The organism is Streptococcus sp. SCPM-O-B-23252 (M501), from assembly GCF_058200355.1.
In genome coordinates, this window is record NZ_JBYQGS010000001.1 from 40304 (window position 1) to 65671 (window position 25368).

Annotated in this window: 22 protein-coding genes; 13 read left to right on the forward strand and 9 right to left on the reverse strand. The window is 44.5% G+C overall.

Annotation, left to right across the window (positions count from 1 at the left end; all coding sequences use genetic code 11):
- The first annotated feature begins 16 nt into the window (after positions 1-16).
- Positions 17-4813, forward strand: a complete 4797-nt coding sequence (locus AC3E6G_RS00175; protein WP_490700227.1) for an endo-beta-N-acetylglucosaminidase — start codon at positions 17-19, stop codon at positions 4811-4813.
- A 94-nt stretch (positions 4814-4907) separates the two neighbouring features.
- Here the strand turns inward: AC3E6G_RS00175 and AC3E6G_RS00180 are convergent, their stop codons facing one another.
- Positions 4908-5615, reverse strand: coding sequence for a hypothetical protein (locus AC3E6G_RS00180; protein ID WP_048715728.1), 708 nt, complete (start codon positions 5613-5615; stop codon positions 4908-4910).
- A gap of 140 nt (positions 5616-5755) precedes the next feature.
- Here AC3E6G_RS00180 and AC3E6G_RS00185 point away from each other — a divergent pair, with 140 nt between their 5' ends.
- The 4 genes from AC3E6G_RS00185 (at position 5756) to glnA (ending at position 9458) form a co-directional block, all read left to right on the forward strand.
- Entirely contained in the window at positions 5756-6955 is a 1200-nt protein-coding gene (locus tag AC3E6G_RS00185) for a phosphoglycerate kinase (protein WP_048715731.1), read from the forward strand.
- Positions 6956-7101: 146 nt separating this feature from the next.
- The gene (locus AC3E6G_RS00190) at positions 7102-7635 is read left to right on the forward strand and encodes an FUSC family protein (RefSeq protein WP_048690848.1); all 534 of its coding nucleotides are present in this window, start codon (positions 7102-7104) and stop codon (positions 7633-7635) included.
- A gap of 69 nt (positions 7636-7704) precedes the next feature.
- On the forward strand, positions 7705-8070 hold the full coding sequence (locus AC3E6G_RS00195) for a MerR family transcriptional regulator (RefSeq protein ID WP_048715733.1): 366 nt from the start codon (positions 7705-7707) through the stop codon (positions 8068-8070).
- Between the two features lie 41 nt (positions 8071-8111).
- Positions 8112-9458, forward strand: coding sequence for a type I glutamate--ammonia ligase (glnA, locus tag AC3E6G_RS00200; RefSeq protein ID WP_006595535.1), 1347 nt, complete (start codon positions 8112-8114; stop codon positions 9456-9458).
- A 248-nt stretch (positions 9459-9706) separates the two neighbouring features.
- Here the strand turns inward: glnA and rnjA are convergent, their stop codons facing one another.
- The gene (gene rnjA, locus AC3E6G_RS00205) at positions 9707-11389 is read right to left on the reverse strand and encodes a ribonuclease J1 (protein WP_006595536.1); all 1683 of its coding nucleotides are present in this window, start codon (positions 11387-11389) and stop codon (positions 9707-9709) included.
- Between the two features lie 3 nt (positions 11390-11392).
- Positions 11393-11623 carry a DNA-dependent RNA polymerase subunit epsilon gene (locus tag AC3E6G_RS00210; RefSeq protein ID WP_006595537.1) on the reverse strand — a complete coding sequence of 77 codons (231 nt, stop codon included), beginning with the start codon at positions 11621-11623 and terminating at the stop codon, positions 11393-11395.
- Between the two features lie 283 nt (positions 11624-11906).
- Between AC3E6G_RS00210 and tsaB the strand changes: the two genes are divergently transcribed.
- From tsaB to AC3E6G_RS00240, 6 genes are all read left to right on the forward strand, one after another.
- The gene (gene tsaB, locus AC3E6G_RS00215; RefSeq protein WP_129269945.1) at positions 11907-12590 is read left to right on the forward strand and encodes a tRNA (adenosine(37)-N6)-threonylcarbamoyltransferase complex dimerization subunit type 1 TsaB; all 684 of its coding nucleotides are present in this window, start codon (positions 11907-11909) and stop codon (positions 12588-12590) included.
- A complete protein-coding gene (gene rimI / locus AC3E6G_RS00220) occupies positions 12587-13024 on the forward strand; it encodes a ribosomal protein S18-alanine N-acetyltransferase (RefSeq protein WP_490700228.1) in 438 nt (145 codons plus the stop codon). Before tsaB ends, rimI begins: the two co-directional genes overlap by 4 nt.
- Positions 13014-14036, forward strand: coding sequence for a tRNA (adenosine(37)-N6)-threonylcarbamoyltransferase complex transferase subunit TsaD (tsaD, locus tag AC3E6G_RS00225; RefSeq protein ID WP_129269949.1), 1023 nt, complete (start codon positions 13014-13016; stop codon positions 14034-14036). Before rimI ends, tsaD begins: the two co-directional genes overlap by 11 nt.
- Before the next feature lie 86 nt (positions 14037-14122).
- Positions 14123-14818 (forward strand): AzlC family ABC transporter permease, encoded by a 696-nt coding sequence (locus tag AC3E6G_RS00230; RefSeq protein WP_156676971.1) that lies wholly within the window; start codon positions 14123-14125, stop codon positions 14816-14818.
- The gene (locus AC3E6G_RS00235) at positions 14805-15134 is read left to right on the forward strand and encodes an AzlD domain-containing protein (RefSeq protein ID WP_129269951.1); all 330 of its coding nucleotides are present in this window, start codon (positions 14805-14807) and stop codon (positions 15132-15134) included. Before AC3E6G_RS00230 ends, AC3E6G_RS00235 begins: the two co-directional genes overlap by 14 nt.
- Positions 15135-15256: 122 nt before the next feature.
- The gene (locus AC3E6G_RS00240; protein ID WP_229046236.1) at positions 15257-15928 is read left to right on the forward strand and encodes a hypothetical protein; all 672 of its coding nucleotides are present in this window, start codon (positions 15257-15259) and stop codon (positions 15926-15928) included.
- A gap of 40 nt (positions 15929-15968) precedes the next feature.
- On the opposite strand, the gene AC3E6G_RS00245 is transcribed toward AC3E6G_RS00240, so the two are convergent.
- From AC3E6G_RS00245 to AC3E6G_RS00255, 3 genes are all read right to left on the reverse strand, one after another.
- Entirely contained in the window at positions 15969-17306 is a 1338-nt protein-coding gene (locus tag AC3E6G_RS00245; RefSeq protein WP_195324186.1) for a sodium-dependent transporter, read from the reverse strand.
- Between the two features lie 197 nt (positions 17307-17503).
- The gene (gene aao / locus AC3E6G_RS00250; protein WP_195324185.1) at positions 17504-18676 is read right to left on the reverse strand and encodes an aminoacetone oxidase; all 1173 of its coding nucleotides are present in this window, start codon (positions 18674-18676) and stop codon (positions 17504-17506) included.
- An 87-nt stretch (positions 18677-18763) separates the two neighbouring features.
- The gene (locus tag AC3E6G_RS00255) at positions 18764-19294 is read right to left on the reverse strand and encodes a hypothetical protein (RefSeq protein WP_006595548.1); all 531 of its coding nucleotides are present in this window, start codon (positions 19292-19294) and stop codon (positions 18764-18766) included.
- 286 nt (positions 19295-19580) lie between these two features.
- Here AC3E6G_RS00255 and AC3E6G_RS00260 point away from each other — a divergent pair, with 286 nt between their 5' ends.
- Positions 19581-20927 carry an Nramp family divalent metal transporter gene (locus tag AC3E6G_RS00260; protein ID WP_006595549.1) on the forward strand — a complete coding sequence of 449 codons (1347 nt, stop codon included), beginning with the start codon at positions 19581-19583 and terminating at the stop codon, positions 20925-20927.
- 140 nt (positions 20928-21067) lie between these two features.
- Positions 21068-21367 (forward strand): YbaB/EbfC family nucleoid-associated protein, encoded by a 300-nt coding sequence (locus AC3E6G_RS00265; protein WP_048690824.1) that lies wholly within the window; start codon positions 21068-21070, stop codon positions 21365-21367.
- 313 nt (positions 21368-21680) lie between these two features.
- Here the strand turns inward: AC3E6G_RS00265 and AC3E6G_RS00270 are convergent, their stop codons facing one another.
- The 3 genes from AC3E6G_RS00270 to AC3E6G_RS00280 all read right to left on the reverse strand — a co-directional run bounded on the left by AC3E6G_RS00270 (position 21681) and on the right by AC3E6G_RS00280 (position 25270).
- Positions 21681-22274, reverse strand: a complete 594-nt coding sequence (locus tag AC3E6G_RS00270; protein ID WP_061564416.1) for a 3'-5' exonuclease — start codon at positions 22272-22274, stop codon at positions 21681-21683.
- A gap of 88 nt (positions 22275-22362) precedes the next feature.
- On the reverse strand, positions 22363-22878 hold the full coding sequence (locus tag AC3E6G_RS00275; RefSeq protein ID WP_048690819.1) for a DUF536 domain-containing protein: 516 nt from the start codon (positions 22876-22878) through the stop codon (positions 22363-22365).
- Between the two features lie 112 nt (positions 22879-22990).
- A complete protein-coding gene (locus tag AC3E6G_RS00280) occupies positions 22991-25270 on the reverse strand; it encodes a Xaa-Pro dipeptidyl-peptidase (RefSeq protein ID WP_490700229.1) in 2280 nt (759 codons plus the stop codon).
- Positions 25271-25368 lie beyond the last annotated feature (98 nt).

Here is a 25368-nt window from a genome sequence, read left to right on the forward strand (position 1 = left end):
ATTTGAGGAGGTCAAGATGAAAGGTCATCAATTTGAAAAACAACAACGTTTTAGTATCCGAAAGTTTAGTGTGGGAGTATGTTCTGCATTGATTGGATTGGCATTTTTAGGAACGGGGGCAGTCTCAGCAGATGAGACGCATGCGACTAATGAACAACCCTTAGAAGCTTCCACAGCAAATACGGAAGATGTCAATCATTTGATCAGAGAAGCGGGAGTCTACACTGCAGATGCTGCTTTGCCAACTGCAGAAACAGCAAAACCAGTTGAGGTAGCAACTCCAGCAACTCCAGAATCAGGTCCTGCAAGCACAGAAGCTAGCCCGACGACGACAGATACTCCAGCCGTTTCAGCGACGGAACAACCAAAAGCAGTCGCAGAAAAAGTAGAAGATTTACCAACCAATGAAGAAAAACAATTAAGACCGAAAGAAGTTAAGTTCGATACCTGGGACGATCTCTTGAAGTGGGAACCAGGAAAACGAGTGGATGACGATATGAACCGAGCAAGTGTCCCACTTGCGAGTCGTTTTCAAGGGAAGCAAATCAACGAGCAAGCCAACCCAGATGCAAAGATCCAAGCCCTTTCTAACATGAACTCAAAGGCTAAGGATCATGCTTCCGTCGGTGGGGAAGAGTTTAAGGCTTATGCTTTTGACTACTGGCAATATTTGGATTCTATGGTCTTTTGGGAAGGACTTGTCCCTTCAGCAGACGTGATTGATGCGGCTCATAGAAATGGTGTGCCTATTTATGGAACACTCTTTTACAACTGGTCTAGTAGCATCAAGGATCAAGAGCGCTTTGCAGAAACCTTGAAAGAAGATAGTGAAGGCTCTAAAACATTCCCGATTGCTCGTAAATTGGTTGATCTAGCCAAGTACTATGGTTTTGATGGCTACTTTATCAACCAAGAAACAACAGGGAACTTAGTAGAGCCTTTGGGGCCAAAATTAAGAGATTTCCTTCTTTATACTAAGGAGTATGCGAAGAGTCTGAACTATCCGATTAAGTATTCCTGGTATGATGCTATGACCTATGAATATGGTCGCTACCATGAAAATGCACTGGGTGAGTACAACTACAATTTCATGCAGCCTGAAAACGGGGAAAATCCTGTGGATACCTTCTTTGCCAACTTTAACTGGGGCAAATCAGAAGTTGATTATTCGATTAGTACAGCCAAATGGATTAACCGCAATCCTTATGATGTTTTAGCGGGTCTCGAACTTCAAAAAGGAGGTTCTTATAAGACCAATGTCGACTGGAATGCGATTCTAGATGAGCATGGCAAGTTGCGTCTATCTCTTGGGCTTTATGCACCTGATACCATTACAGGTCTAGGAAAGACAGGAGAAGGTTACCATACCCATGAAGATCTATTCTGGACTGGTTTCCAAGGGGATCCGACCAAAGGAAAACCAGCAGACCAATCTTGGTACGGGATGTCCAATCTAGTAGTGGATAAAACTCCAATTACAAGTGCTGATTTCAATACGTCCTTTAATACAGGCCACGGCAAACATTGGTTTGTGGATGGCAAGATTTCTAAAGAAGGGGAGTGGAACTACCGTTCTGTTTCTGGCTACCTTCCAACATGGCGCTGGTGGGTAGAGCATAGTGAAGATAGTACGCCATTAAAAGGTCGCTATGATTTTGATCAAGCCTACAATGGAGGGAACTCTTTAACCTTTGAAGGGGATTTGAAAGCTAATAGCAGCCAAAATGTCATGCTCTATTCTACTAAGATTCCTGTGACAGAAACGACAAAATTAAGTGTGTCTCACAAGGGTGGGGTCGGAGCTGCTGCTTGGGTAGCTGTTGCCACAAAAGAAGACTACTCTGAATACGAATGGAAGGAATTGACACCGAGTGCGGATTGGTCTACTCAAACCTTTGATTTGGGAGGCTTGGCGGGTAAGACTATTTATGCCGTTAAGATGTTCTTTGATCATGATGCAGATGTCAAAGATTACAAGTTCAACCTCGGTCAATTGTCGATTACGTCCAACCAAGAAAAACCAGTAGCCCCATCTGAAGTGACTGTTCGGGCAAAACGCCTGCAAAATGCCCAGGAAGCGGAGGCTGTCCTTAATTTTAAAGGGGTTGCGGACGCAGATTATTATGAAGTCTATGAAAAAGACGGCGACAACTGGCGTCTCTTAACAGGGTCTTCTGCGACAACCGTCTATCTACCAAAAGTTAGCCGTTCAGCAAGTGCTGAAGGAACGACTCAGGACCTCAAGGTCGTTGCAGTTGGGAAGAACGGCCAACGTTCAGATGCAGGAACTGTGGCCTTTGATTGGGGTATGACCGTGTCAGATACCAGTCTTCCAAAAGCCCTAGCACCAAACGTGGTCATCGGAGCCAAAGTCATTGGTTCAAGCTTCCCAGATGCGGATGGTAGTGAAGGCATCGAGGGGATGTTAAATGGTACCATTACCAGTCTTTCAGATAAATGGTCCTCTGCTCAATTGAGTGGAACCGTCGATATCCGCTTGACACAACCTCGGACCATTGTTCGATGGGTCATGGACCATGCCGGTGCGGGTGGGGAGTCAGTCGATGATGGCAAGATGAATACCCGTGACTTCGACCTTTACTACAAGGATGAAGCGGGTGAATGGAAGCTCGCTAAGGAAGTTCGTGGCAATAAAGCCCATGTGTCCGAAATTACACTGGATCATCCGATCAAGGCTCAAGAATGGCGTCTCCATGTCATTACGGCAGATAACGGAACTCCATGGCAAGCCATCCGGATTTACAACTGGAAGATGTATGAAAGTCTGGATAAGGAAACGGTCAACATCCCGATGAAACATGCTGCAGCGCAAAACTTAGGCAATCATTTTGTCCAAGTCGGCTTCAAAGATGTACCGGCCAATACCACACTGACTCTTTATGCCGATAAAGAAGCGACTAGCCCAATTGCGACCATGACAGCCAATCAAGCTGGAAATCTGATCTTTAAACCACTGGCTTTTGAATCAACCCCATCTCTTCTCTACTATCGTGCGCAAGAACCTGGCAAAGATATCAGTAATGTTCTAGCGATCGAAGTTCCAAAAAATGATAAAGAAATTGCGGGACTTCAATTTGAAGATGGTTTGACCAAGAAGGTTTACCGGGAAGGGGATGCTCTTTCCTTGAAAGGGGCGACTCTCCGTGTTCATTATAAAGATGGCCAAGCAGATCAACTGGTCAACCTCACCAACTCAGGTGTAGAGATTCATGGATTTGACAGTAGCAAGCTTGGAGAACAACACCTAGAAGTTTCTTACCTTGGTCAGAAATTGGATAAGACTCTCACTGTTTTTGTGGTCAGTGCAGAGGAAGCAGGTGAAAAAGCAGTTGCTGGTCTAGAATTGACCGACAAACCAAAAGTAGAATATATCGTCGGAGAAGCATTTGAAAAAGAAGGCGGACGCTTTACAGTTGTCTTTGATGATGAAACAACCGAAACGCACGCCTTGACCGATGAAGGGGTTGAAGTAACTGGCTTTGATGCGAGCAAGGAAGGCCGTCAAACCATCACTATCCATTACAAAGGAGCTAGCACAAGCTTTGATGTCCTCGTTAATCCAAAACCAGCTCTCAATGATGAATACCTTAAGCAAAAATTAGCTGAAGCTGAAGCTGCAAAAGCCAAAGTAGACTTTACATTTGCCAGTCCTGAAGTCAAAGAAGCCTTGTTGGCTGGAATGGCTGCTTCTGAAAAAGTCTTGAAAGAGCATGATACCAGCACACAAGATCAAGTCAATGAGCAGTTGAACCAATTGACCGCTCTCTTGAAAGCCTTGGATGGACAAGCTAATCTAGTCAAAGAGAGAGAAGCTCTTTCTGCTCTGACAGAGGAAGCGACCGCTCTATTAGCAAGTAAGCCAAATCACCCTTCTGGTGACGCTTTGCAGGCACTGGTTGAGAAAAATAAAGAACTCCTAGACTCTTCAGAGCTCACTCCTGAAGCGCTTGCAACCGCAAAAACAGGTCTAGAAACCTTGATTGCGCTCCTGAAAGAAGATAAGCCAGCGGTCTTTGTAGACCCTGTGACTGGAGTCGAAGTTCAATTCTCTAACTTGGAGCCTACTGCTATTAAGGGACTAAGAGTCGCGAAAGTTGAAGCCAATCAGGCAGAAAAAGAAGAGCTGAAGGGACGAGAAGCGACTATCTTTGATATCGAAGGAGTCGATGCAAGTGGTCAGGATGTCGATACCCAGCATCCATCCCTTGTGAAAATCCCTGTGGATAAGGATAAAGAAGTGGAGCAAGTTCTCTTCTTCCCAGAAGGTCAAGCACCTCAATCCTTAGCCTTTGAGCGAGAAGGAGATACCGTTATCTTTACAGCTCCTCACTTTACCCACTATGCGATTGTCTATAAGTCAGCAAAAACGGAAGGACCAGATCAACCGATCCAACCAGAGGAGCCGGCTAAACCTGATCAGCCTGTTCAACCGGCTCAACCAAATCAGCCAGTCCAACCAAGTACCCCAGTGACTCCGGATCCAGCTAATCCACTGAAGCCTACAAATTCATCTCAAGTGGATCAGTTGGCCCCAACGACTTCTACTCAACCGGGTCATCAAGAGGAAGATCACAAGGATATGGTCGATCAAGAGATCCATCAGTTGTTAAGTGCCCACCAAGGAGCGAACTCACAGCCAACGGTTCAGCAAGGAACAAAAGATGCAAGCAAAGAAAGTCAATCGGAACACTTGCCAAATACGGCAAGCCTAGAAGCTTCCTTTGCAGCAGAAGCTGTTCTCTTAGCAGCCTTAGGCGGCTTCCTCTTGGCTGGTAAGAGGAAAGAAGAGTAAGTCTTTTACAGGATTCTTTCGTTCTTTTAAAAAGTCACTCTCAAAAAAACCTCTCTGGTAAAAACCAGAGAGGTTTGATCTTGTTTAGAGGATATTAAAAGGCATTCCAAAGGAGGACAAAAATAAGAATACAGCCCCAAGCGTTTCCTGTACGTCTCTGAACTAGAAGCATTCCATAAATAAGAATGAAAACAGTTCCTTCTTGTAAGAGTGACAATGAGTCAAAACCAATCATCCCGTGGATGAGCAAGCAGATTAAAGCACACACAAATGCTCCTAGATTCCATACTCCTTTTACGTACTGAGGATAGCGGAGGTTGATTTTTTGGACAATCACAACATAATTAAAACCCTCCCAGAATCCCCAAATAAGAGAAATGAGAAGATAGCCCAAGAAATTGGTTGGGAAGGGACTGGATAAGACTTCTTTTGTTAGGAGGATGGATTGAAAAGGAAGATAGGAATGCATCTGACCTGAAGCTATGAGGAAAATGAGAAGAGGTAAGGCAATAAGAACTGTTTGAAGGATAGTTGGAAAGAATTTTTTCTTAACCAGTCCATATTTCTGTATGCTTTCTTTTCTACGAATAAGGACAGCACTAGTTCCCAAGCCAGCTACAGAAAATTGACAAAGTGCGAGAACGATTAAGCGAATCCAGAGAGAATGGTCTGGGCTTCTAGTGAAGTTGATGATTGGCTCCTGAAAAGCTAGAAAGCCCATCAGTGGAAGCAAGGTGAAAAGTGCCAAGATATTTAAATCTTTGTCGGCTTCTTTTTGTTGAGTAGATAATCCTTCTTTCATTTATATCTCCTTTTTATCCCTATTATAGGGTCTCTTGGTTAGACTGTCAATAAGAGGGGAAAAGCATTGGATTTTTCTACCTCTTTTACAGCTTTTGTGATATAATTATCATGTATTAAAAAAAGAAGGAGTCATATCCAATGGCAAAATTGACTGTTAAAGACGTTGACTTGAAAGGGAAAAAAGTTCTCGTTCGTGTTGACTTCAATGTTCCTGTAAAAGATGGCGTGATCACTAACGATAACCGTATCACTGCAGCTCTTCCAACAATCAAGTACATCCTTGAACAAGGTGGACGTGCAATCCTCTTCTCTCACCTTGGACGTGTGAAAGAAGAAGCAGACAAAGAAGGTAAATCACTTGCTCCTGTAGCGGCTGACTTGGCTGCTAAATTGGGTCAAGACGTTGCTTTCCTTCCAGGTGTTACTCGTGGTGCTGAATTGGAAGCAGCGATTAACGCTCTTGAAGATGGACAAGTTCTTTTGGTTGAAAACACTCGTTTCGAAGATGTTGACGGCAAGAAAGAATCTAAAAACGATCCTGAACTTGGTAAATACTGGGCATCACTTGGAGATGGTATCTTCGTAAACGATGCATTCGGTACAGCTCACCGTGCACACGCATCTAACGTTGGTATCTCAGCAAACGTTGAAAAAGCAGTTGCTGGATTCCTTCTTGAAAACGAAATTGCTTACATCCAAGAAGCAGTTGAAGCTCCAGAACGTCCATTCGTGGCTATCCTTGGTGGTTCAAAAGTTTCAGACAAGATCGGTGTGATCGAAAACTTGCTTGAAAAAGCTGATAAAGTTCTTATTGGTGGTGGGATGACTTACACATTCTACAAAGCTCAAGGTATCGAAATCGGTAACTCACTTGTAGAAGAAGACAAATTGGATGTCGCTAAAGCTCTTCTTGAAAAAGCAAACGGCAAATTGATCTTGCCAGTTGACTCAAAAGAAGCAAACGCATTTGCTGACTACACTGAAGTGAAAGACACTGAAGGTGAAGCAGTAGACCCAGGTTTCCTTGGTTTGGATATCGGTCCTAAATCTATCGCTAAATTTGACGAAGCTTTGACTGGTGCGAAAACAGTTGTATGGAACGGACCTATGGGTGTATTTGAAAACCCTGACTTCCAAGCTGGTACAATCGGTGTAATGGACGCTATCGTTAAACAACCAGGCGTTAAATCAATCATCGGTGGTGGTGACTCAGCTGCCGCAGCGATCAACCTTGGACGTGCAGACAAGTTCTCATGGATCTCTACTGGTGGTGGAGCTTCAATGGAACTTCTTGAAGGTAAAGTTCTTCCAGGACTTGCAGCATTGACTGAAAAATAAGACGGTTCCTCATGAACCATAGAAGAAGCACCGAAAGGTGCTTTTTCTATTGGATGTGAGTAGAAGGAAGCTAGTCGATCTTCATTTCCCCGCTTGAACCTTTCTAGAAATATGTTAGAATAAAAGAGATAGAAAGATAGGGGACAATGGATTACTTTAAACGACATAAATTTGACCGTTCCAAATTTCGATTAGGAATGCGAACCTTCAAAACAGGGATAGCCGTTTTTCTGGTTCTATTGATTTTTGGTATCTTTGGCTGGCGGGGCTTGCAGATTGGGGCGCTGACAGCTGTCTTTAGTTTGAGAGAAGATTTTGATAAGAGTGTTCACTTCGGAGCTTCGCGCGTGATGGGTAACAGCATCGGTGGTTTTTATGCCCTGCTGTTCTTTATGATCAAGATTCTCTTCCACAATGCTTTTTGGGTGACCCTGATTTTTGTGCCCATTGCGACCATGTTAACCATAATGACAAACGTCGCTATGAACAACAAAGCTGGAATCATCGGTGGAGTTTCAGCCATGTTGATCATCACCCTCTCCATTCCGACAGGAGAAACGTTCCTATATGTTTTTGCCCGCATCTTTGAAACCTTTATCGGAGTCTTCGTTGCGATTTTAGTCAATTCAGATGTGGATCGGATTCGGGACTTTATAAAAGAAAGAAAAAAAACCATGTGAGATTATGTGACATTTTAATCTTGACATCGGTTTTTTTTGCGTTATAATAGAATAGAAAGGGGGTCTTGTATGAAAGAAAAGGAATTAAGACGAACGTTAGCGGTCTTTCCGATTGGTAGTGTTATGAAATTGACAGATTTAACAGCTCGTCAAATTCGCTACTACGAAGATCAACAACTCATTACTCCAGATCGAACAGAGGGCAATCGTCGGATGTTTTCTCTCAACGATATGGATCGCCTGTTGGAAATTAAGGATTATTTATCTGAAGGCCTTAATATTGCAGGAATTAAAAAACGGATTGCTGAGAAAGAAGCTCAACGTCAAGCTGCCAAGATTGTCAGTGAAAAGGATGTCCGTAAGGCCCTTCACCGTGACATTCTCCAGCAAAGTCGCTTTCATACAACCTCATCGCCATATGGTCAGTTACGCTGATCATTCTTTTTGCTAAATGCTATACTCATAAGGAGACACACATGTCAATTACTGTTGAAGATATTCGTCGCGAAGTCAAAGAAAAAAATGTAACCTTTATTCGGTTGATGTTCTCAGATATCTTAGGGACCATGAAAAACGTTGAAATTCCAGCGACAGATGAACAGTTGGAAAAGGTTCTCTCAAACAAGGCCATGTTTGATGGATCTTCTATCGAAGGGTTTGTTCGGATTAATGAGTCTGATATGTATCTCTATCCAGACTTGGACTCTTGGACGGTTTTCCCTTGGGGAGATGAGAACGGTAGTGTCGCAGGCTTGATTTGTGATGTCTATACAACAGAAGGGGAACCCTTTGCAGGAGACCCACGTGGGAACCTCAAACGTGCCCTTCGTCACATGGAAGAAGTTGGCTTCAAATCTTTCAACCTTGGACCAGAGCCAGAGTTCTTCCTCTTTAAGCTCGATGAAAATGGGGATCCAACTCTTGAAGTGAATGACAAGGGTGGCTATTTTGATTTGGCGCCTACAGACCTTGCTGATAACACTCGCCGTGAGATCGTCAATGTCTTGACTCAAATGGGATTTGAAGTAGAAGCCAGTCACCACGAAGTGGCCGTAGGTCAGCATGAAATTGACTTTAAGTACGATGAAGTGCTTCGTGCTTGTGACAAGATTCAAATCTTTAAACTCGTTGTCAAAACCATTGCTCGCAAACATGGTTTGTATGCAACCTTTATGGCTAAACCAAAATTTGGGATTGCTGGTTCCGGGATGCACTGCAATATGTCCTTGTTCGACGCTGAAGGAAACAATGCCTTCTTTGATCCAAATGATCCAAAAGGAATGCAGTTGTCAGAAACAGCTTATCACTTCCTTGGCGGTTTGATCAAGCACGCCTACAACTACACAGCCATCATGAACCCAACCGTTAACTCCTACAAACGTTTGGTTCCAGGTTATGAAGCACCTGTTTACATCGCTTGGGCTGGCCGCAACCGTTCACCATTGGTTCGTGTACCAGCTTCACGCGGTATGGGAACACGCCTTGAGTTGCGCTCAGTAGACCCAATGGCCAACCCTTATATTGCAATGGCTGTTCTCTTGGAAGTTGGTTTGCACGGGATTGAGAACAAAATCGAAGCACCAGCTCCTATCGAAGAAAACATCTACATCATGACTGCAGAAGAGCGTAAAGAAGCTGGAATCACTGACCTTCCATCTACCCTTCACAATGCTTTGAAAGCTTTGACCGAAGATGAAGTTGTTAAGGATGCTCTTGGTGAACATATCTATACCAGCTTCTTGGAAGCCAAACGGATCGAGTGGGCAAGTTATGCAACCTTTGTTTCACAATGGGAAATTGATAACTACTTGGACTTGTACTAAGCAAATTTATCCGAAAAAGATCTAGGTTTGATGACCTGGCTCTTTTTTCATAGATAGAAAATGAGAGTGGGACAGAAATCGGTAATTCGTTAGAATTCGATTTCGTCGTCCCACCTCCGCACAGTTGAGTAGGGCTGTAAAAGCTGATGAAATCAGCGTAGTAGAGCCCACTCAACCACTGCGTCTTGCTCGACAATCCAAAGACAATTGAGAGGCTAGGACTTTTGTCCCAGCCTCATTCTTTTTACTTAATTTTCTTCATCTGGTGTCAAAATCATCGGGATGATGATAGGTTCACGTTCCGTGCTTTCGTAAAGGAAAGGACGAAGGGCGTTGACAATAGCACCGTGTACGGTTTGAATATTGGCATCTTTGTTCTTCAAGGCGATTCGAATAGCATTGAAGAGGATGCGTTGACTTTCACGGATCAGGTCACCGGACTCTCTCATATAGATGAAGCCACGGCTGAGGATATCTGGTCCAGCTAAAATCATTTTCGACTTGAAGTCAACTGTCGCAACAGCTAGGACAACCCCATCTTCTGATAAATCTTTGCGGTCACGAAGGACAGCCGCTCCGATTTCTCCGATGCGATTTCCGTCGACATAGATATCTTGAGCATTGAAGCTTCCTGCGATACGAGCTGAGTTAGCCGTCAGGGCAAGAACATCTCCGTTGCTCATGATGAAGATGTTATCTTTTTCTACTCCACAATCACGCGCAAGTCCAGCGTGAATCTTCTGCATACGGTACTCACCGTGGACAGGCATGAAGTATTTGGGTTTGATCAAGCGCAACATGAGCTTTTGTTCTTGTTGGCCACCGTGTCCAGAGGTATGGATATTGTTAATCTTACCGTGGATGACATCGACTCCCGCTTCCGAGATGATATTGATCAATTTATTCACACTAGTTGTATTCCCAGGAATTGGACTAGATGAGAAGATAACGGTATCACCCGGTTGCAATTGCACCTGGCGGTGGGTTCCATTAGCGATACGAGACAGTGCCGCCATAGGCTCCCCTTGGCTACCTGTACACATAATGAGGATTTCGTTTGCCGGGTAGTCTTTGATTTCACTTGGTTCAATAATCGTTCCAGGTGGTACCTTGATATAGCCAAGCTCAATTCCGTTGACAATGGCTTTTTCCATCGAGCGTCCAAAGACAACAATCTTGCGGCCAGTTTTAACAGCGGCATCTGCAGCCTGTTGGAGACGGAAGATGTTGGATGCAAAGGAAGCAAAGATGATGCGTCCATGAATGCCTTCAATAATCTTCATAATGGATTGGCCAACGACTTTTTCAGAGTTGGTAAAGGTTGGGACTTCCGCGTTGGTTGAGTCAGAAAGCAGACAGAGGACGCCTTCCTCTCCTAGTGCAGCCATCCGGTGAAGGTCGGCCGGCTCACCAACAGGTGTGAAGTCAAATTTAAAGTCTCCTGTGCAGACGATTTTTCCTTGAGGCGTATGAAGAACAATCCCCAAAGGTTCTGGAATGGAGTGGGTTGTACGGAAGAAGGTTGCTTTAATATGCTTAAAGGTCAACTCCGTATTTTGGTTGATTTCATAGAGTTTGGCACCACGAAGGAGGCCATGCTCTTCCAATTTTCCACGAATAAGGGCTAGGGCCAAAGGTCCAGCATAGATTGGCACATTGGCTTGCTTCAAGAGGAAGGGAATTCCTCCGATGTGGTCTTCATGCCCGTGGGTAATCAAGACACCTTTGACACGATCGATATTTTCAACGATATAGGAATAGTCAGGAATCACGTAATCAATCCCTAACAAATCATCTTCAGGGAACTTGATCCCTGCATCCACAATGATGATTTCGTCTTGGTATTCAATCCCATAGGTATTTTTACCGATTTCCCCGAGACCTCCAATGGCGAAAACACCAACTTCTTCAGGTTTTAAGGTATATGCCATGGATTAGAACTCCGTAATTTCAAATGCGCCAGACTCTTTTTCATATTCTAGGTGTTGGTCTGACAAGAGAGTGATAAATTCGATATTGTAAGATGTATTTTCTTCAACAAGGCGACGAGCTTCAATGCGTCCTTCTAACTCATTCTTCGCATCAATATCGAGATAGAGGGCATGAGTCGTTTCACGACGAGGGTTGCGTTCTTTTGTTTCTTGGTAGAAAACTTTGTAAATCATTTCGTTTCGGTTCCTTTCACATGTTCGGACTGTAGCAGAAAAGAAACAGCTAGTAGCTAGCTGAGACACCTATTCTTGCTTTCTTTTGTCCTGATTCGATACAATTATTATTCATTATACCATAAATAGGCTCTAAGGAAAAGATGCAAGCGGGTTCTGAGAGCAGAAGGAAGCGCTTTTTTAGAAGGGATAGAGAGCAGTTGATTTCACAGTCTGAGGGTGCTTCCTCTACCGTTTGGCGTCTATTTGTAGTATAATATGAAGCAGACAACGAGGAGAAAACATGAAAGTATTAGCATTTGACACCTCCAGTAAGGCCCTATCCGTTGCCCTTTTGGAGGAAGAAAACCGATTAGCAGAGTTGACACTGACGATCAAGAAAAACCACAGCATTACCTTGATGCCTACTATTGAATTTTTAATGGCCAGCATTGATTGGAAACCGACGGATTTGGACCGTATCGTAGTAGCAGAAGGGCCTGGATCCTATACCGGCTTACGAATTGCGGTAGCAACGGCTAAAACCCTAGCTCAAACGCTAAAGATTGACTTAGTAGGGGTGTCGAGCTTACTAGCCTTGGTACCAGAAGAGATAGAAGGTCTGGCCATTCCAGTCATGGATGCGCGGCGCAACCATGTCTATGCGGGCTTTTACCAAGAGGATCAGCTGGTCTACCCGGAGGCTCACCTTTCTTTTGAAGCCGTATTAGAAAGAGTAAAGGGAGCTGAAAAGGTGACCTTCCTTGGGGAAGTGGAGGCCTTTCGTGAACAGATACAAGAAGCCTTGCCAAATGCTCAGATGGTAGAAACCCTACCGGATGCGGTACGGATTGGTCGACTAGGACTTACAAAAGAAGCTGTCTCCGTTCATGGCTTTGTGCCCAACTACCTCAAGCGGGTAGAAGCTGAAGAAAACTGGCTCAAGGACCATCAAGAGTCCGGTCAGTCCTACATCAAACGCCTATGATCCGAATCGAGAAGGAGGCGGGGCGATTCGATTTAGCCCCTCAGTTGGTAGAAATCTTAGACAATGTCTATGGACAAAGTCCTTGGACCTTGGAGCAAGTCCTAGCGGATATCGGTCAACCTCAAAATTGGTATGCCTTGGCCTATAGTGGGGAAGCATTGGTCGGCTTCTTGGCCATGCAAGAAAATCTCTATGAGCTAGAGGTCGTCCAAATTGCTGTTCGAAAAGAGTGGCAAGGGCGAGGGATTGCTCGTCAGCTATTAGAAATCCTTCCTCAGGAGAAAGAGGTCTTTTTAGAGGTGAGAGAAGGAAACACTCCGGCTCGGACTCTCTATCAGAAACAAGGATTTAAAGAAATTGGTTGTCGGAAAGGGTATTATCATGCACCTACCGAAGACGCCATTATGATGAAAAGGGAAGCAAATGAAGGATAGATATATTTTGGCATTTGAAACATCTTGTGATGAGACCAGTGTCGCCGTCTTAAAGAACGATACAGAGCTCTTGTCCAATGTCATTGCCAGCCAAATTGAAAGCCATAAACGCTTCGGGGGAGTGGTTCCAGAAGTTGCCAGTCGGCACCATGTCGAAGTCATTACGGCCTGTATTGAGGAAGCGCTAGAAGAAGCGGGAATTACAGAAGAAGAAGTCACAGCGGTTGCGGTAACTTACGGACCAGGTCTGGTTGGAGCTCTTTTGGTCGGTCTTGCTGCAGCCAAGGCCTTTGCTTGGGCCCATGGGATTCCTTTGATTCCTGTCAATCATATGGCAGGGCACTTGATGGCCGCTCAAAGCGTTGAGGTTTTAGAATTTCCGCTCTTGGCCTTGCTGGTCAGCGGAGGACACACTGAGTTGGTCTATGTCTCGGAGGCGGGTGATTATAAGATCGTTGGGGAAACACGTGATGATGCAGTGGGTGAGGCCTATGATAAGGTCGGCCGCGTAATGGGCTTGACCTATCCAGCCGGTCGTGAGATTGACGAGTTGGCACATAAGGGTCAGGATATCTACGATTTCCCACGTGCCATGATCAAGGAAGACAATCTGGAGTTCTCATTCTCAGGGCTCAAATCAGCCTTTATCAATCTCCACCACAATGCCGAGCAAAAAGGCGAGAGCCTGTCCAAGGAAGACCTATCGGCTTCCTTCCAAGCAGCGGTGATGGATATCTTGATGGCCAAGACTAAAAAAGCCCTAGAAAGATACCCTGTTAAGACCCTGGTGGTGGCGGGAGGAGTCGCGGCCAACCAAGGATTACGTGAACGCCTGGCTTCTGAGATCACAGATGTTAAGGTCATCATTCCTCCTCTACGCCTCTGCGGGGACAATGCGGGGATGATTGCCTATGCCAGTGTCAGCGAATGGAATAAGGGAAATTTTGCTAGATTAGACCTCAATGCTAAGCCTAGCCTTGCTTTTGATCCGATAGAAGAGAACTTAGATTAGTTAAAAAACGAACATAAACGACGGGAGGACGATTCCCGTCCCTTTTTTGTTATAATAGAGAGCATCAAAAAAGAAAGGAAGAAAGAGTGGAAAAGAATTTTCAGCAGGGGGTCAGGGATGCCCTTCCGACAGCCTTGGGTTATATCAGTATTGGCTTGGCCTGTGGTGTGGTGGCGTCTCCCTATCTCTCCCCTTTAGAAATGGGCTTGATGAGTCTCTTGGTTTACGCAGGGGCTTCTCAGTTTGCGATGATCTCTTTGATTGCGGTTCATTCGTCCCTCATGAATATTGCCTTAACCGTCTTTTTCATCAATTTGCGTAATATGCTCATGAGTCTGCATACCTCCCCTGATTTTAAGGAGGCTAGCCTGGTCCATAATATTGGAATTGGTAGTTTGTTGACAGATGAAAGTTACGGGGTTTATTTGAGTGAAAAATTGAAAAGTGACCGGATCACTGTTCCCTGGATGCATGGCAATAATGTGGTCGGTTATCTGGCCTGGGGCTCCTCAACCATTTTGGGGACAGCCCTGGGGTCTCTCTTGCCCAATCCTAGTGCCTTCGGCCTGGACTTCGCCTTAGTTGCTATGTTTATTGGGATTTTTGCAGGTCAGTTTCAAGGTATGCGTTTGACGGAGAAGATGGCTACCTTGCTCCTTGTTTTAGGTGCTGTGGCCTTTAGCTTTTTCCTCTTGACCTTCTTTTTGACCCAATCCTTGGCCGTTTTAGTGGCTACTTTAACAGGCTGTTTCGTGGGGGTGATGTGCGATGCGCGTGAATAGTTGGATTTTCTTAGTTATTTTGACGTCCGCAGTGGTCACCTGGATTCCGCGCATTTTGCCCTTCGTTTTGGTCAAATACCGGGGGCTGCCAGATCCAGTTCTGCGTTTTCTAAAATACCTCCCCATTGCTATTATTTTTGCCTTGATCCTTTCCAGTCTGGTAGAGGGGAAAGTAGGCCAGCTTCCTCAGGTCCGGTGGGTGGATCTGGTCGCAACCATTCCAACCATGATAGTAGCCTTTCGCTACAAAAATCTAATGGGTACGGTTCTATTCGGGATTGTCTTGGTTGCCCTCTCACGTTTGCTTGTCGCCTGAATCCCCTGAATTTTTAGATAGATTACTGTTTGTTACAAATATTACAAAAATATTTCAAAAATACTTGACATTGAGTAATATTGTAATATAATAGTTTTTATCAAATGAAGTGAGGGATCATCATGATGAAAAAATGGACAAGTTTAGCACTTTTAGGATTAACTTCTGCAAGCCTACTCGTAGCCTGTGGTTCAAAAAAAGAAGAGAACAAATCTTCTGCCAAAGAAGCACAAACGACGGTGAAGTCTAGTCAGAAAAAAACAAAGGCAGCTTCTGGTAAGAAAGAGACAAAATCTACTGAAACGGATTCGCAAGAAGGGGCACAAGCTGCTTCTCAAGATGCAGGAAACTCAGGTCAAACCGCTGCAGGATCTGGTGCAGCAAGCACTGATAAGGCCACAGATTCGTCTCAAATGGTGCCAGAAGAGCTGGTAGGGACTTGGACAGGAACAACCGAAATTGCCAAAGATGTTCAAATGACCGTGGCTGCAGACGGTACGGTCACTACAACAGCGAACTTTTATCAAGCTGATTTGAATCCTGTTCGTACTGCAACAACGAAAGCCAAGGCAGTTCAAGCATCTGGTAATGTCTATTACTGGGAAACAGACGAACCTGGCGCTTTTGATGCCCTTCTTCCAGGGATTGCTGGACTTGGGGGAGCCAATATGAAGGTAAAACCCGGCTTCATCTTAGAAGAGGGCCATTATACACCGATTGTATTTGTAACAGGGCTTAATGAAGACTTTGATTATAACAAATACAATGATTTCCGTGTTTCCCTTACAAAATAAAGAAAAATCCACGAATCCCTAAGGAGTCGTGGATTTTGTTTTAGATAAATTGTGTAATAAAGACAATGAGGATGACGATTGGGATCACAAAGCGAAGCAAGAAAACCCAGAGCTTGAAGAAGAAGTGCTTGGTTTTCTCTTCTCCCACCTTTAGTTCTTCTTGGGCTAGGACTTGATCAAAGATATAGCCTGTAAATAGGGAGAGGCAGAGAGCTCCAAAAGGCATGAGGAGGTTGGAAACCAAAAAGTCCATGCAATCAAAGAAGGATTTTCCAAAGAGGGTCCACTTGGATAGTACTCCATAGGAAAGGGCAGATGGGATCCCAAATACAAAGGTCAGAAGACCAATGATTTGGCTCCATTTAGCCCGCTTTTTGTTGTTTTGGTTGGTGACGTTCCCGACATTAATCTCTAACATGACGACGGATGAGGTAATAGTCGCAAAGAGGAAGAGAAGAAGGAAAAGCAGGTAGAAGAGAGTTCCAAAAGGCATCTTATCAAAGACTTGTGGAAGGACTACAAAGAGGAGTCCCGGTCCACTAGTAGAAGGGATTTGAAAGGCTGACATAGCTGGGAAGATCGCCAAGCCCGCCATGATGGAAACGGCGATATTCATGAAGACGACGGAAATCCCGGATTGGACCAGGTCAGTGTCCTTGTCCAAATAGGAAGCATAGGTCAACATGGCTGTCACCCCTAGCGAGAGGGCGAAAAAGGATTGGCCCAAAGCATAGAGTAGACCTTGACTGGTCATCTTGGAGAAGTCTGGCTTGAGGAAATAGCTGACTCCATCCCAAGCGCCATTTAGGGTTAAGGAACGACCAATCATGACTAAGAAAATGATAAAGAGAAGGGGCATCATGAATTTTGAGGCCTTTTCAATGCCTTGCTCCACCCCCTTGGAAACAATCAAGACATTGAGGAGAATGAAGATTGCTTGGGCTCCAAGAGCCAACCAGGGATTTGAAATAATCTCCCCAAAGAGCTGGGTGTAGTCGTTAACTGTAAGAAGTTGGAATAACTCTCCCAAGGCAACCCCTAAATAAATCAAGATCCAGCCACCGATGACACTGTAGAAGGAGAGGAGGATGAACAGGGCAAAGGCCCCAATCCAACCGATTCCATCGTAGAGGCGACGGCCACCAAGTTTTCCAAAGGTTTTAATGGCAGAGACACCAGCTGCACGTCCTAGAGTAAATTCAGCCAGTAAGAGGGGAAAGCCGATGAGTAGAGTTGCTATCAAAAAAACGAGAAGAAAACTTCCGCCCCCGTTAGCGGCGGTCATATAGGGAAACTTCCAAACAGCCCCAAGGCCAATTGCAGAACCTGCAGAGGCTAGGATGAAGCCAATTTTGGAACCCCATTGAGATTTTTCCATATGGATTCTCCATTTCTAGTTCAAATATAGGAAGAAAGCAAAGGCCAGCAAAGGCTCTTTCATAGACAAAAGAAAAAGGCTATTTAGTACGAACTAAATAGCCATAAAAACGCAAAGTGACATCTCTAAGAAGACGACTCTTATGTTTGTTGCTGGATTTGTTCTAAAAATAATCCTAACATCTTTTGAAAAAGCTGTCAATAGTGGAGACTTCCGGCCACCCAACCGGTACAGAGGGCAGCAGTAATGTTAAAGCCTCCTGTATGGGCATTGATATCCAGGACCTCCCCAGCAAAATGAAGACCGGGGACCAACTTACTTTCTAAGGTCTTGGGATTGATTTCCTTGAGGCTGACACCACCTTTAGTTACAAAGGATTTGGCCAAGGACATCTTCCCTGTTACAGGGATTGGGAGTTCCTTTACTTTCGCTAGTACGGCATCGATTTCTTTAGGAGAGAGTTGCTTCACCTTTTCCGGAAAATCCTGGGCAAAGAATTCCGCCAGGCGTTCTGGCAGATAGGCCTTCAGAACATTCTTTAAGGACTTCTCACGATTTTCCTCTAGGATTGCTGTGAGTTCTTCCTTAGAATAGTGAGGGAGACTGTCTAGTGTTAGGATTTCTCCTCCCTTGACGAAGCTTGACATGCGAAGGGCGGCGGGACCAGACAGGCCAAAGTGGGTAAAGAGGAGGTCATGGGTAATGTGGTGTTTGCCATAGTGGAGAGTCACATCGTCTAAGGAAATTCCTTGAAGGGCCTTGTGGGGGAAATCTGTCAGGAGGGGGCTTTCAGCAGCTTCTAGTTCCGTGATAGTGTGCTTGAAATGACGGGCGATATCGTGGCCAAAGCCGGTAGAGCCCGTCGAAGGGTAGGACTTTCCACCAGTTGTCACAATCAAGCGGTTTGCAGTCCAGGTCTCATCTTTGGATTTGATGACAAATTGTCCGTCGATTTTTTTCACAGAGGTTACCTCTACTTGGCAGCGGACTTGACCACCAAGCTCAGCAATCTTATCAGTCAGCGCTTGAATGATCGTCTGGGAACGATCTGAGGCTGGAAAGACACGACCATGGTCTTCGACCTTAAGTTTGACCCCGTTTTCTGTAAAAAAGCGGATGATATCATGATTGTCAAATTGAGAAAAGACACTGTAAAGGAAGCGTCCGTTGCCTGGAATGCCTGCTAGGAGATCATCCAGGCTCCCATTGTTGGTCACATTGCACCGACCTCCACCAGTCCCAGCTAGTTTTTTCCCTAGTTTGCGGTTCTTTTCCAAGAGGAGGGTTGCTTGCCCGTAGAAGGCACTAGAGATGGTGGCCATCATGCCAGCAGGGCCTCCTCCGATGACAATGGTATCGTAGTGGTTCATAAGGTCTCCTTTTTCTCGTCTCGTTTTATTTCCAGTTCATTGTAACATAAAAAATGGACCCTGTCCCCAGGCTCCACTTTTTATGAGTTAATTGTCTTCGTCTGGATTTTGACGGAGGTGGATGGAATAACGCTTAGGTGGGTAAATGCCGATTTCAGGACCCCAGCGTGGGAAGAGCTGATTGGTTTTTTTCCCAGCAGCGTACTTGGCTTCTGCCGCCATTTCCCAGAGCTCTTCGTAGAGATCGCCGAGCAAGAAGTCGAGCTCTTGATAATAGAGGTCTGGCTTTCCGTAGTCACTAAGGCTTAGTTCCATCAAACCATAGACTTGTAGCTTATGGTCCATAAGTCTACGTCCGTCCACCTTGTTAGAGTGGACAATGATGCGTCCGAAGGGATCATTTCTTCGGATGCGTTCGAGCTCTTTGTAGGCGTTGATTCCAGAATTTCCTTGACAGGAGAAGAAGTAAATGTTTTTCAAGTCATAGTCGATATAGGATATATTTCCATTATAGACCAGCTTGACTGGTAGATTACGAACCCGTTTTTTCTCTAGATAGTTGTTAATATGTTCGACCAACATCTTAGAGGGATAATTGTATTCAATGACATAGATCATAGTTTCTTTCCTTTGCTATTGAGTAAATAACTGAGCTATCTTTCAGTTACGAATAGTATACAAGCTTTTGAAGTCAGATAGGGGGAAAAATCTATTTGGTTCATTTTTGAAGCTATTTGGTTCATTTTAGAGGAGCAAAGGAGAAAAAGTTGCTAAAGGAATACGAAGAAAATGGGGAAGTGGGGAGAAGAAGGGCATATTTTTTTGAAAATGCAAAGAAAATTTACCGAAACCTTTTATTTGTGCTATAATCAAGGGGAAGTGACGTCATGGAAAGAAGGGTATCATGAGTTTAGAACAGTTAGAGCGGAAATCGCTCCAAGAAATCAATCAATCCGTCAAGGTTCCCAAGGGAACTTCTTTTTGGAGGACCTTATTATTGTTTTCAGGTCCGGGGAGCCTAGTAGCAGTGGGCTACATGGATCCTGGGAACTGGATCACCAGCGTTGTTGGAGGGGCTCACTATCGTTACTTGCTCTTGTCGGTGGTTCTCTTGTCTTCCTTGATTGCCATGCAATTGCAACAGATGGCTGGGAAACTAGGGATTGTCCATCGGAAAGATTTGGCCCAGACAACAGCGACGCATTTGCCCAAGTGGCTCCGCTATATGCTCTGGATAGTGATTGAATTAGCCTTGATGGCGACAGATTTAGCAGAAGTCATTGGTTCAGGGATTGCACTCCATTTGCTGTTCGGATGGCCCTTGCTCTTTTCTATTTTGGTCACCATCCTGGATGTCTTCCTCCTCCTTGGACTCATGCACTTAGGTTTTCGTAAGATTGAGGCTATTGTCTCCACCTTGATTTTGACCATTCTGGGGATTTTTATCTACCTTGTGGTCCTATCAAAACCAGATATAGGTGGCATTTTTGCTGGCTTTCTTCCTCAGAAGGAAATCGTAGGCATCGGTCTTCCCAAGGGATCACAAGCCTTGACGCTGGCCTTGGGGATAATTGGTGCAACCGTCATGCCTCATAATCTCTATTTGCATTCCTCCATTTCACAGACACGCAAGGTCGATTATGAGGATCCTGCAGATGTTCGTCGGGCTGTGCGCTTCATGACCTGGGACTCCAATATTGAATTGACTCTGGCTTTTGTTGTCAACTCACTCTTGCTGATTCTCGGAGCGGCCCTCTTTTTTGGACACGCAGAAGAAATTGGAGCCTTCTCTAGTATGTATGATGCCTTGCAAAACAATGCCATTGCAGGAGCTATTGCAAGTCCTTTTTTGTCCACCTTGTTTGCTGTTGCTTTGTTAGCAAGTGGTCAGAATTCAACAATTACAGGTACTTTGACAGGTCAAATTGTCATGGAAGGTTTCCTTAGATTCCGTCTTCCTCAATGGCTTGTCCGCCTCTTTACACGGATGTTGGCCCTCACTCCTGTCCTGATTGTCGCCTTTCTCTTTGGAGACCAGGAAAGTGTTCTAGATGATTTGTTGGTCTATTCTCAAGTCTTCTTGTCTCTGGCTCTACCATTTTCAATTTTTCCCTTGGTTTACTTTACCTCCAATAAAAAAATCATGGGAGAATTTGTCAATGCAAAATGGAATACCTATTTAGCTTACGGAGTAGCGACTCTTCTGACTCTGTTAAACGTCCAACTCATTGTGACGACGCTCTTTAAATAAAAAATCAGCTTTGTCGGACGGGGAAAACATGCTATAATAGGAGAGAAGTTCCCATCTAGCTAGAAAATGGGCAGAAGTGGGAAGTAAAAACTTAACAAGAGGTCCTAACCCCTTGATATGAAAGGAATCTAGAAAATCTTATGATGAATATGCAAAATATGATGAAGCAAGCCCAAAAGCTTCAGAAACAAATGGAACAAAGCCAGGCAGAATTGGCTGCTTCTCAATTTGTTGGTAAGTCTGCTCAGGATTTGGTCGTCGCTACCTTGACAGGTGATAAAAAGGTGGTATCCATCGAATTTAACCCGGCAGTCGTGGACCCAGAAGATACAGAAACTCTTTCTGATATGACTGTTCAAGCTATCAATGCGGCCATCGAAGAAATTGATGCAGCAACCAAGAAAAAATTGGGAGCTTTTGCTGGTAAATTACCATTCTAAGCATACAGAGAAAACCTCTATCGATGATAGAGGTTTTAGATTGAAAATAAAGTCTTATGAAAAACTTTCCTTAGGTGAGTACGGACGTCAGCGAACTTCGAAGAAGTTCCATGACTTAGTTTTGAGCCTAAGGTCTCAAAACTCCCGAGTGCTAGAAACAATAGTGTTTCTAGCACTTTTCTCACAGCGGAAAGTTTTTCATCTTCTTAAATGACTAAAAAATATAAGTCATTTTTTGAAAGTCATCTAGCTGTTTTATGTAAAACACTAGTTTATCTATATTCAAAAACCTCTATCATCGATAGAGGTTTTTTTAGTCGTTAAAAAAATTGGAGAGGTCCAATCCACCAAAAGGAGAGGTAGAAAAGGATTCTTGTTCGGTTAGGAGTTGCCGGGCCCGGTCTGATTCGAGAAAGGCTTCATAAACAAGAGCAGTCATCCGGGCATCTTCTAGACTATCATGCGATTTTCCAGCTACTCCTAAAAACTGAGCAACTGTATGGAGCTGCAAGTTTTTAATCCCATGGAGGTCAGAAGGGCGGCGTTTAGAAGCTTCTTCAAAGACATCAACAGCATATTGGTCTGTGAACTCTAGCCCATTTTCCGCTAGGATAGGGAGGTCACTCTTGATGGCATTGTATCCAATGAGGGGACTATCTGCAACAAAATCTCGGAACTCCGCTAGGACTTGCTCGAGTGGGGGAGCTTGGAGGATTTTATCAGATGTGATCCCGGTGAGGCCATTGATAAAGCTCTTTAGTGGTTTATCCGTATAGGCATAGGAATCATAGTGGGCAACTTCTTGGCCATCTGCAAAGCGGACAGCAGAAACTTGGATAATGTGGTACTTTCCTTCAAATTGATTAAATTCTAAATCAAAGGAGACATAGTGGCTTAATTCTTTCAAGGGAACTCCTTCATCTATTGGGTGTTTTTGGATTTTCTAATTATTGAGGGGAGGCAAAGGCATAGAAAAAACTGACCGAAGTCAGTTTTTAGCGACCAAAGACGCGTCTCCAGAAGCCTTTACTCTCTTGTTCTTGAACCTTTTCATTGGCTTGATCTAATTCTAATTTCAATGTTTCACGGTCATTCATAGCCTGAAGGGTTAGCTGTTGTTGTTGGTCGAGCTGTTTGTCTTTTTCAGCAATCTGAACATCTTTGACACGCAACTGCTCATCCTTTTTAGCTAATTGCTCATCTTTGGATTTTAGCTGGTCGTCTTTTGCTTTTAGTTGTTCGTAGAGACGGACGATTTCGGCATTTTTTTCATCTACCAAAATTTCCATCAATTCACGCTGTTTCACATCATCACTGACAGGCTCGTCTTCAAAGATGGTCTTTTTGTAGATTTCTTCTAGCTTGATCAAGCCACTACGGGTTACGACGGTAACTCCCTTATCATTTTTTTCTGTATCTTCAGGATCTAGGGCCTTAACACGGTTGTTGACCGCTTGGCGACTAACTCCTAGAATTTCAGCAATTTCGCTGACTGTTTTTTCGATAGCCATAATATCCTCTAAACTCTTTTTCTATGAAATACTCTCTTAGATATTATCATAAGTAGGCAAGGCTGTCAAATCAAGCAAGGGAAGGGACGACAAGGAAAAAGCATGAAATTCCTTAATCCATCTTAGGAAGGGTTAATCTGGAGTTAGCCAGATCAATGGTGAGTTGGTAGTCCGTTTGGTCGCGGACAGTGATCTCGAAGTCGGTTGTATAAAGGACAAGACGAAGAGTAGTCCCTTTTTCCAGCTTGTAGATGGTTGGTTGGAGTTCAAAGTCGAATTCCATCCATTCCCCTGGGGTTACAGGTTCGACTTGTAAGAGATCATGACGGTTTTGAAGGTTGAGATAGCCCTTTGTAATCACCCGTTGACCGGCTTCCTTAAATGGCAACTCGGTCAAATTGTCTAGCATATGGTAGCGACCGTTATCAAGGGTGCGGACGGATAGGACAGCTGGATAGGGTTGGAGATATTTCTTGCTTCCTAGCTCCATGAGTTGGGCTGAGAGCAAGCCTTTGTTTGTGCTAGATTGGAGCCGCAGGTGAAGGCGAGCTTTTCCGTTGAGGTGTAAGTCTTCTGCGATCGGAAGATCGATGGTCACCTGTTGGGCCTTATCTTGGTAAAGATCAGTTAGGAAGGTTGGATAGGCTTTGCCATAGCGCTCATAATCTTCTGTCGCATAGCGGTTTTGGATGACTCTCTCACCATCTCCCAGTGGGAAGGTCCGCTGGGCTGTTTGATTGCCAAAGTCTTCCAAGGAAGTCCAACTTTGTTCCCCTGTATTGTCCTGCCAGATGACGGTTGGCAATTCATAGCTTGAATCATAGCCCAGTAATTTTTTAGAGAGGAGGGCATTCATACTCTCACGGAAGTCAATGGACTGCCAGTTGTTGAGATAGACATGGGCTCCATTGTGATAGAAGAGGTGTTTCTTGATGTTGGCTGGAAGGGCTTGGAACATTTGGTATACATGGAGGGGCTTGACATTCCAGTCTTGGGAACCATGGGTGAAGACGACCTCTGCCTTGACTTTGTCTGCCTGAAGGAGATAGTTGCGGTCATGCCAGAATTGGTTGTAGTCCCCTGTTTTGCGATCCAATTGCTTCTTAACCTCTTCCAAATCAGCGACATGGGCTGCATGGTGGCGGAGATAGTCTCCAGCCCGAAGGGCACGTGAATAAGTCAACTCAGCAAGCGAATCAAAATCCTCTCCAGGATAGCCGCCAGGACTCGTCACGAGTCCGTTTTCCCGATAGTAGTTGTACCAAGAAGAGATACCGGCTTCTGCGATGATAACTTCTAGGCCATCGACACCGGTGGTAGCCAGTCCATTGGACATGGTCCCTAGGTAGGACAAGCCCGTCGTAGCAACTTTGCCGTTAGACCAATCGGCCTTGACTTGGCGTTGGCGACTGTGGTCTGTAAAGGCCCGGCAACGGCCGTTGAGCCAGTCGATAACATTTTTATAGGCCTCGATTTGACGGTAATCTCCATTGGTCATCAAGCCTTGAGAGTCCTTGGTCCCTAAACCGGAGACGTAGAGATTGGCAAAACCACGAGCGAGAAGGTAGTCATTGAGGGTATAACTGGAGTTGATATGAGTGAGGGTTTCTTCAGCCTCAGAGACTAGTTGAGCTGAACCGACAGGATCCACCAATTCTAATTGAGGTTCTTCTACTTGGATGGTATGAGGTTCTTTGACCTCGAGGTCCACATTCATATTATAGAGAGCCTTGTCGCTAGCCTTGTCATTGGTTCCTTGGTGATAAGGGCTGGCAGTCATGACGGCTGGGATTTTTCCTTCATAGCGTGGGCGAATAATATTGACCTTGACCAAATCTGGAAGACCATCCTGGTCGCTATCAACTCGACTCTCCACATAGACCACTTCACGGATTACATCATGGCAGTTAAAGGTAGCTAGACTTTTTCCGTTGAAAAAGTGGTAGCGATTGTCTTCAGGAATCAAGCCATCGCTGACCAACTGATCGATGAGTAAATTTCCTTTTACTGTTCGAGTATTGAGGAGGTGATAGAGGTTCTCAACCAAGTTTCCATACTCAATCGGAATTTGGACTTCTTTTAAGAAGCTGTCCGTATTTTCAAAGTCAATAAAATAGCGGAAACCGAGCAATTGGAGGGCCACTGTGTAGAAAATATTTGGAGACCATTCGCGGTCAGATTGGAAATAGCTCAGGAGATCTGTTTCAGCATCCGCCACTAGGTTAGAGAGAGGATAATCTGTATTTTTGTAGGTGAAATAAACCTTGCGAACAAACCATTCAAACAGTTCTTTCTCTGTAAGATGAAGGGGAAGGTCAAACCCGATTTCTTTCAGTTCCTTTAGAATGTCTGCTTGGTCGACTGGTAGATAGCTATATTGATTGAATTTCATAGGATGCTCCTTTTATCAGCTTCACTGTTTCTTTACTTCTTATATTATACGTGATAAAATAGTATTTGTCTAAAGACCTTTGATCTCTGAAGGAGGGT

Coding starts and splice junctions, on each gene's coding strand:
- AC3E6G_RS00265 (WP_048690824.1), top strand. CDS start 21,068: ATGATGAATATGCAAAATATGATGAAGCAAGCCCAAAAGCTTCAGAAA.
- AC3E6G_RS00175 (WP_490700227.1), top strand. CDS start 17: ATGAAAGGTCATCAATTTGAAAAACAACAACGTTTTAGTATCCGAAAG.
- AC3E6G_RS00195 (WP_048715733.1), top strand. CDS start 7,705: ATGAAAGAAAAGGAATTAAGACGAACGTTAGCGGTCTTTCCGATTGGT.
- AC3E6G_RS00210 (WP_006595537.1), bottom strand. CDS start 11,623: ATGATTTACAAAGTTTTCTACCAAGAAACAAAAGAACGCAACCCTCGT.
- aao (WP_195324185.1), bottom strand. CDS start 18,676: ATGAACCACTACGATACCATTGTCATCGGAGGAGGCCCTGCTGGCATG.
- AC3E6G_RS00280 (WP_490700229.1), bottom strand. CDS start 25,270: ATGAAATTCAATCAATATAGCTATCTACCAGTCGACCAAGCAGACATT.
- AC3E6G_RS00180 (WP_048715728.1), bottom strand. CDS start 5,615: ATGAAAGAAGGATTATCTACTCAACAAAAAGAAGCCGACAAAGATTTA.
- AC3E6G_RS00240 (WP_229046236.1), top strand. CDS start 15,257: ATGATGAAAAAATGGACAAGTTTAGCACTTTTAGGATTAACTTCTGCA.
- AC3E6G_RS00185 (WP_048715731.1), top strand. CDS start 5,756: ATGGCAAAATTGACTGTTAAAGACGTTGACTTGAAAGGGAAAAAAGTT.
- AC3E6G_RS00235 (WP_129269951.1), top strand. CDS start 14,805: ATGCGCGTGAATAGTTGGATTTTCTTAGTTATTTTGACGTCCGCAGTG.
- AC3E6G_RS00190 (WP_048690848.1), top strand. CDS start 7,102: ATGGATTACTTTAAACGACATAAATTTGACCGTTCCAAATTTCGATTA.
- rnjA (WP_006595536.1), bottom strand. CDS start 11,389: ATGGCATATACCTTAAAACCTGAAGAAGTTGGTGTTTTCGCCATTGGA.
- AC3E6G_RS00275 (WP_048690819.1), bottom strand. CDS start 22,878: ATGGCTATCGAAAAAACAGTCAGCGAAATTGCTGAAATTCTAGGAGTT.
- AC3E6G_RS00255 (WP_006595548.1), bottom strand. CDS start 19,294: ATGATCTATGTCATTGAATACAATTATCCCTCTAAGATGTTGGTCGAA.
- tsaB (WP_129269945.1), top strand. CDS start 11,907: ATGAAAGTATTAGCATTTGACACCTCCAGTAAGGCCCTATCCGTTGCC.
- rimI (WP_490700228.1), top strand. CDS start 12,587: ATGATCCGAATCGAGAAGGAGGCGGGGCGATTCGATTTAGCCCCTCAG.
- AC3E6G_RS00260 (WP_006595549.1), top strand. CDS start 19,581: ATGAGTTTAGAACAGTTAGAGCGGAAATCGCTCCAAGAAATCAATCAA.
- tsaD (WP_129269949.1), top strand. CDS start 13,014: ATGAAGGATAGATATATTTTGGCATTTGAAACATCTTGTGATGAGACC.
- AC3E6G_RS00245 (WP_195324186.1), bottom strand. CDS start 17,306: ATGGAAAAATCTCAATGGGGTTCCAAAATTGGCTTCATCCTAGCCTCT.
- glnA (WP_006595535.1), top strand. CDS start 8,112: ATGTCAATTACTGTTGAAGATATTCGTCGCGAAGTCAAAGAAAAAAAT.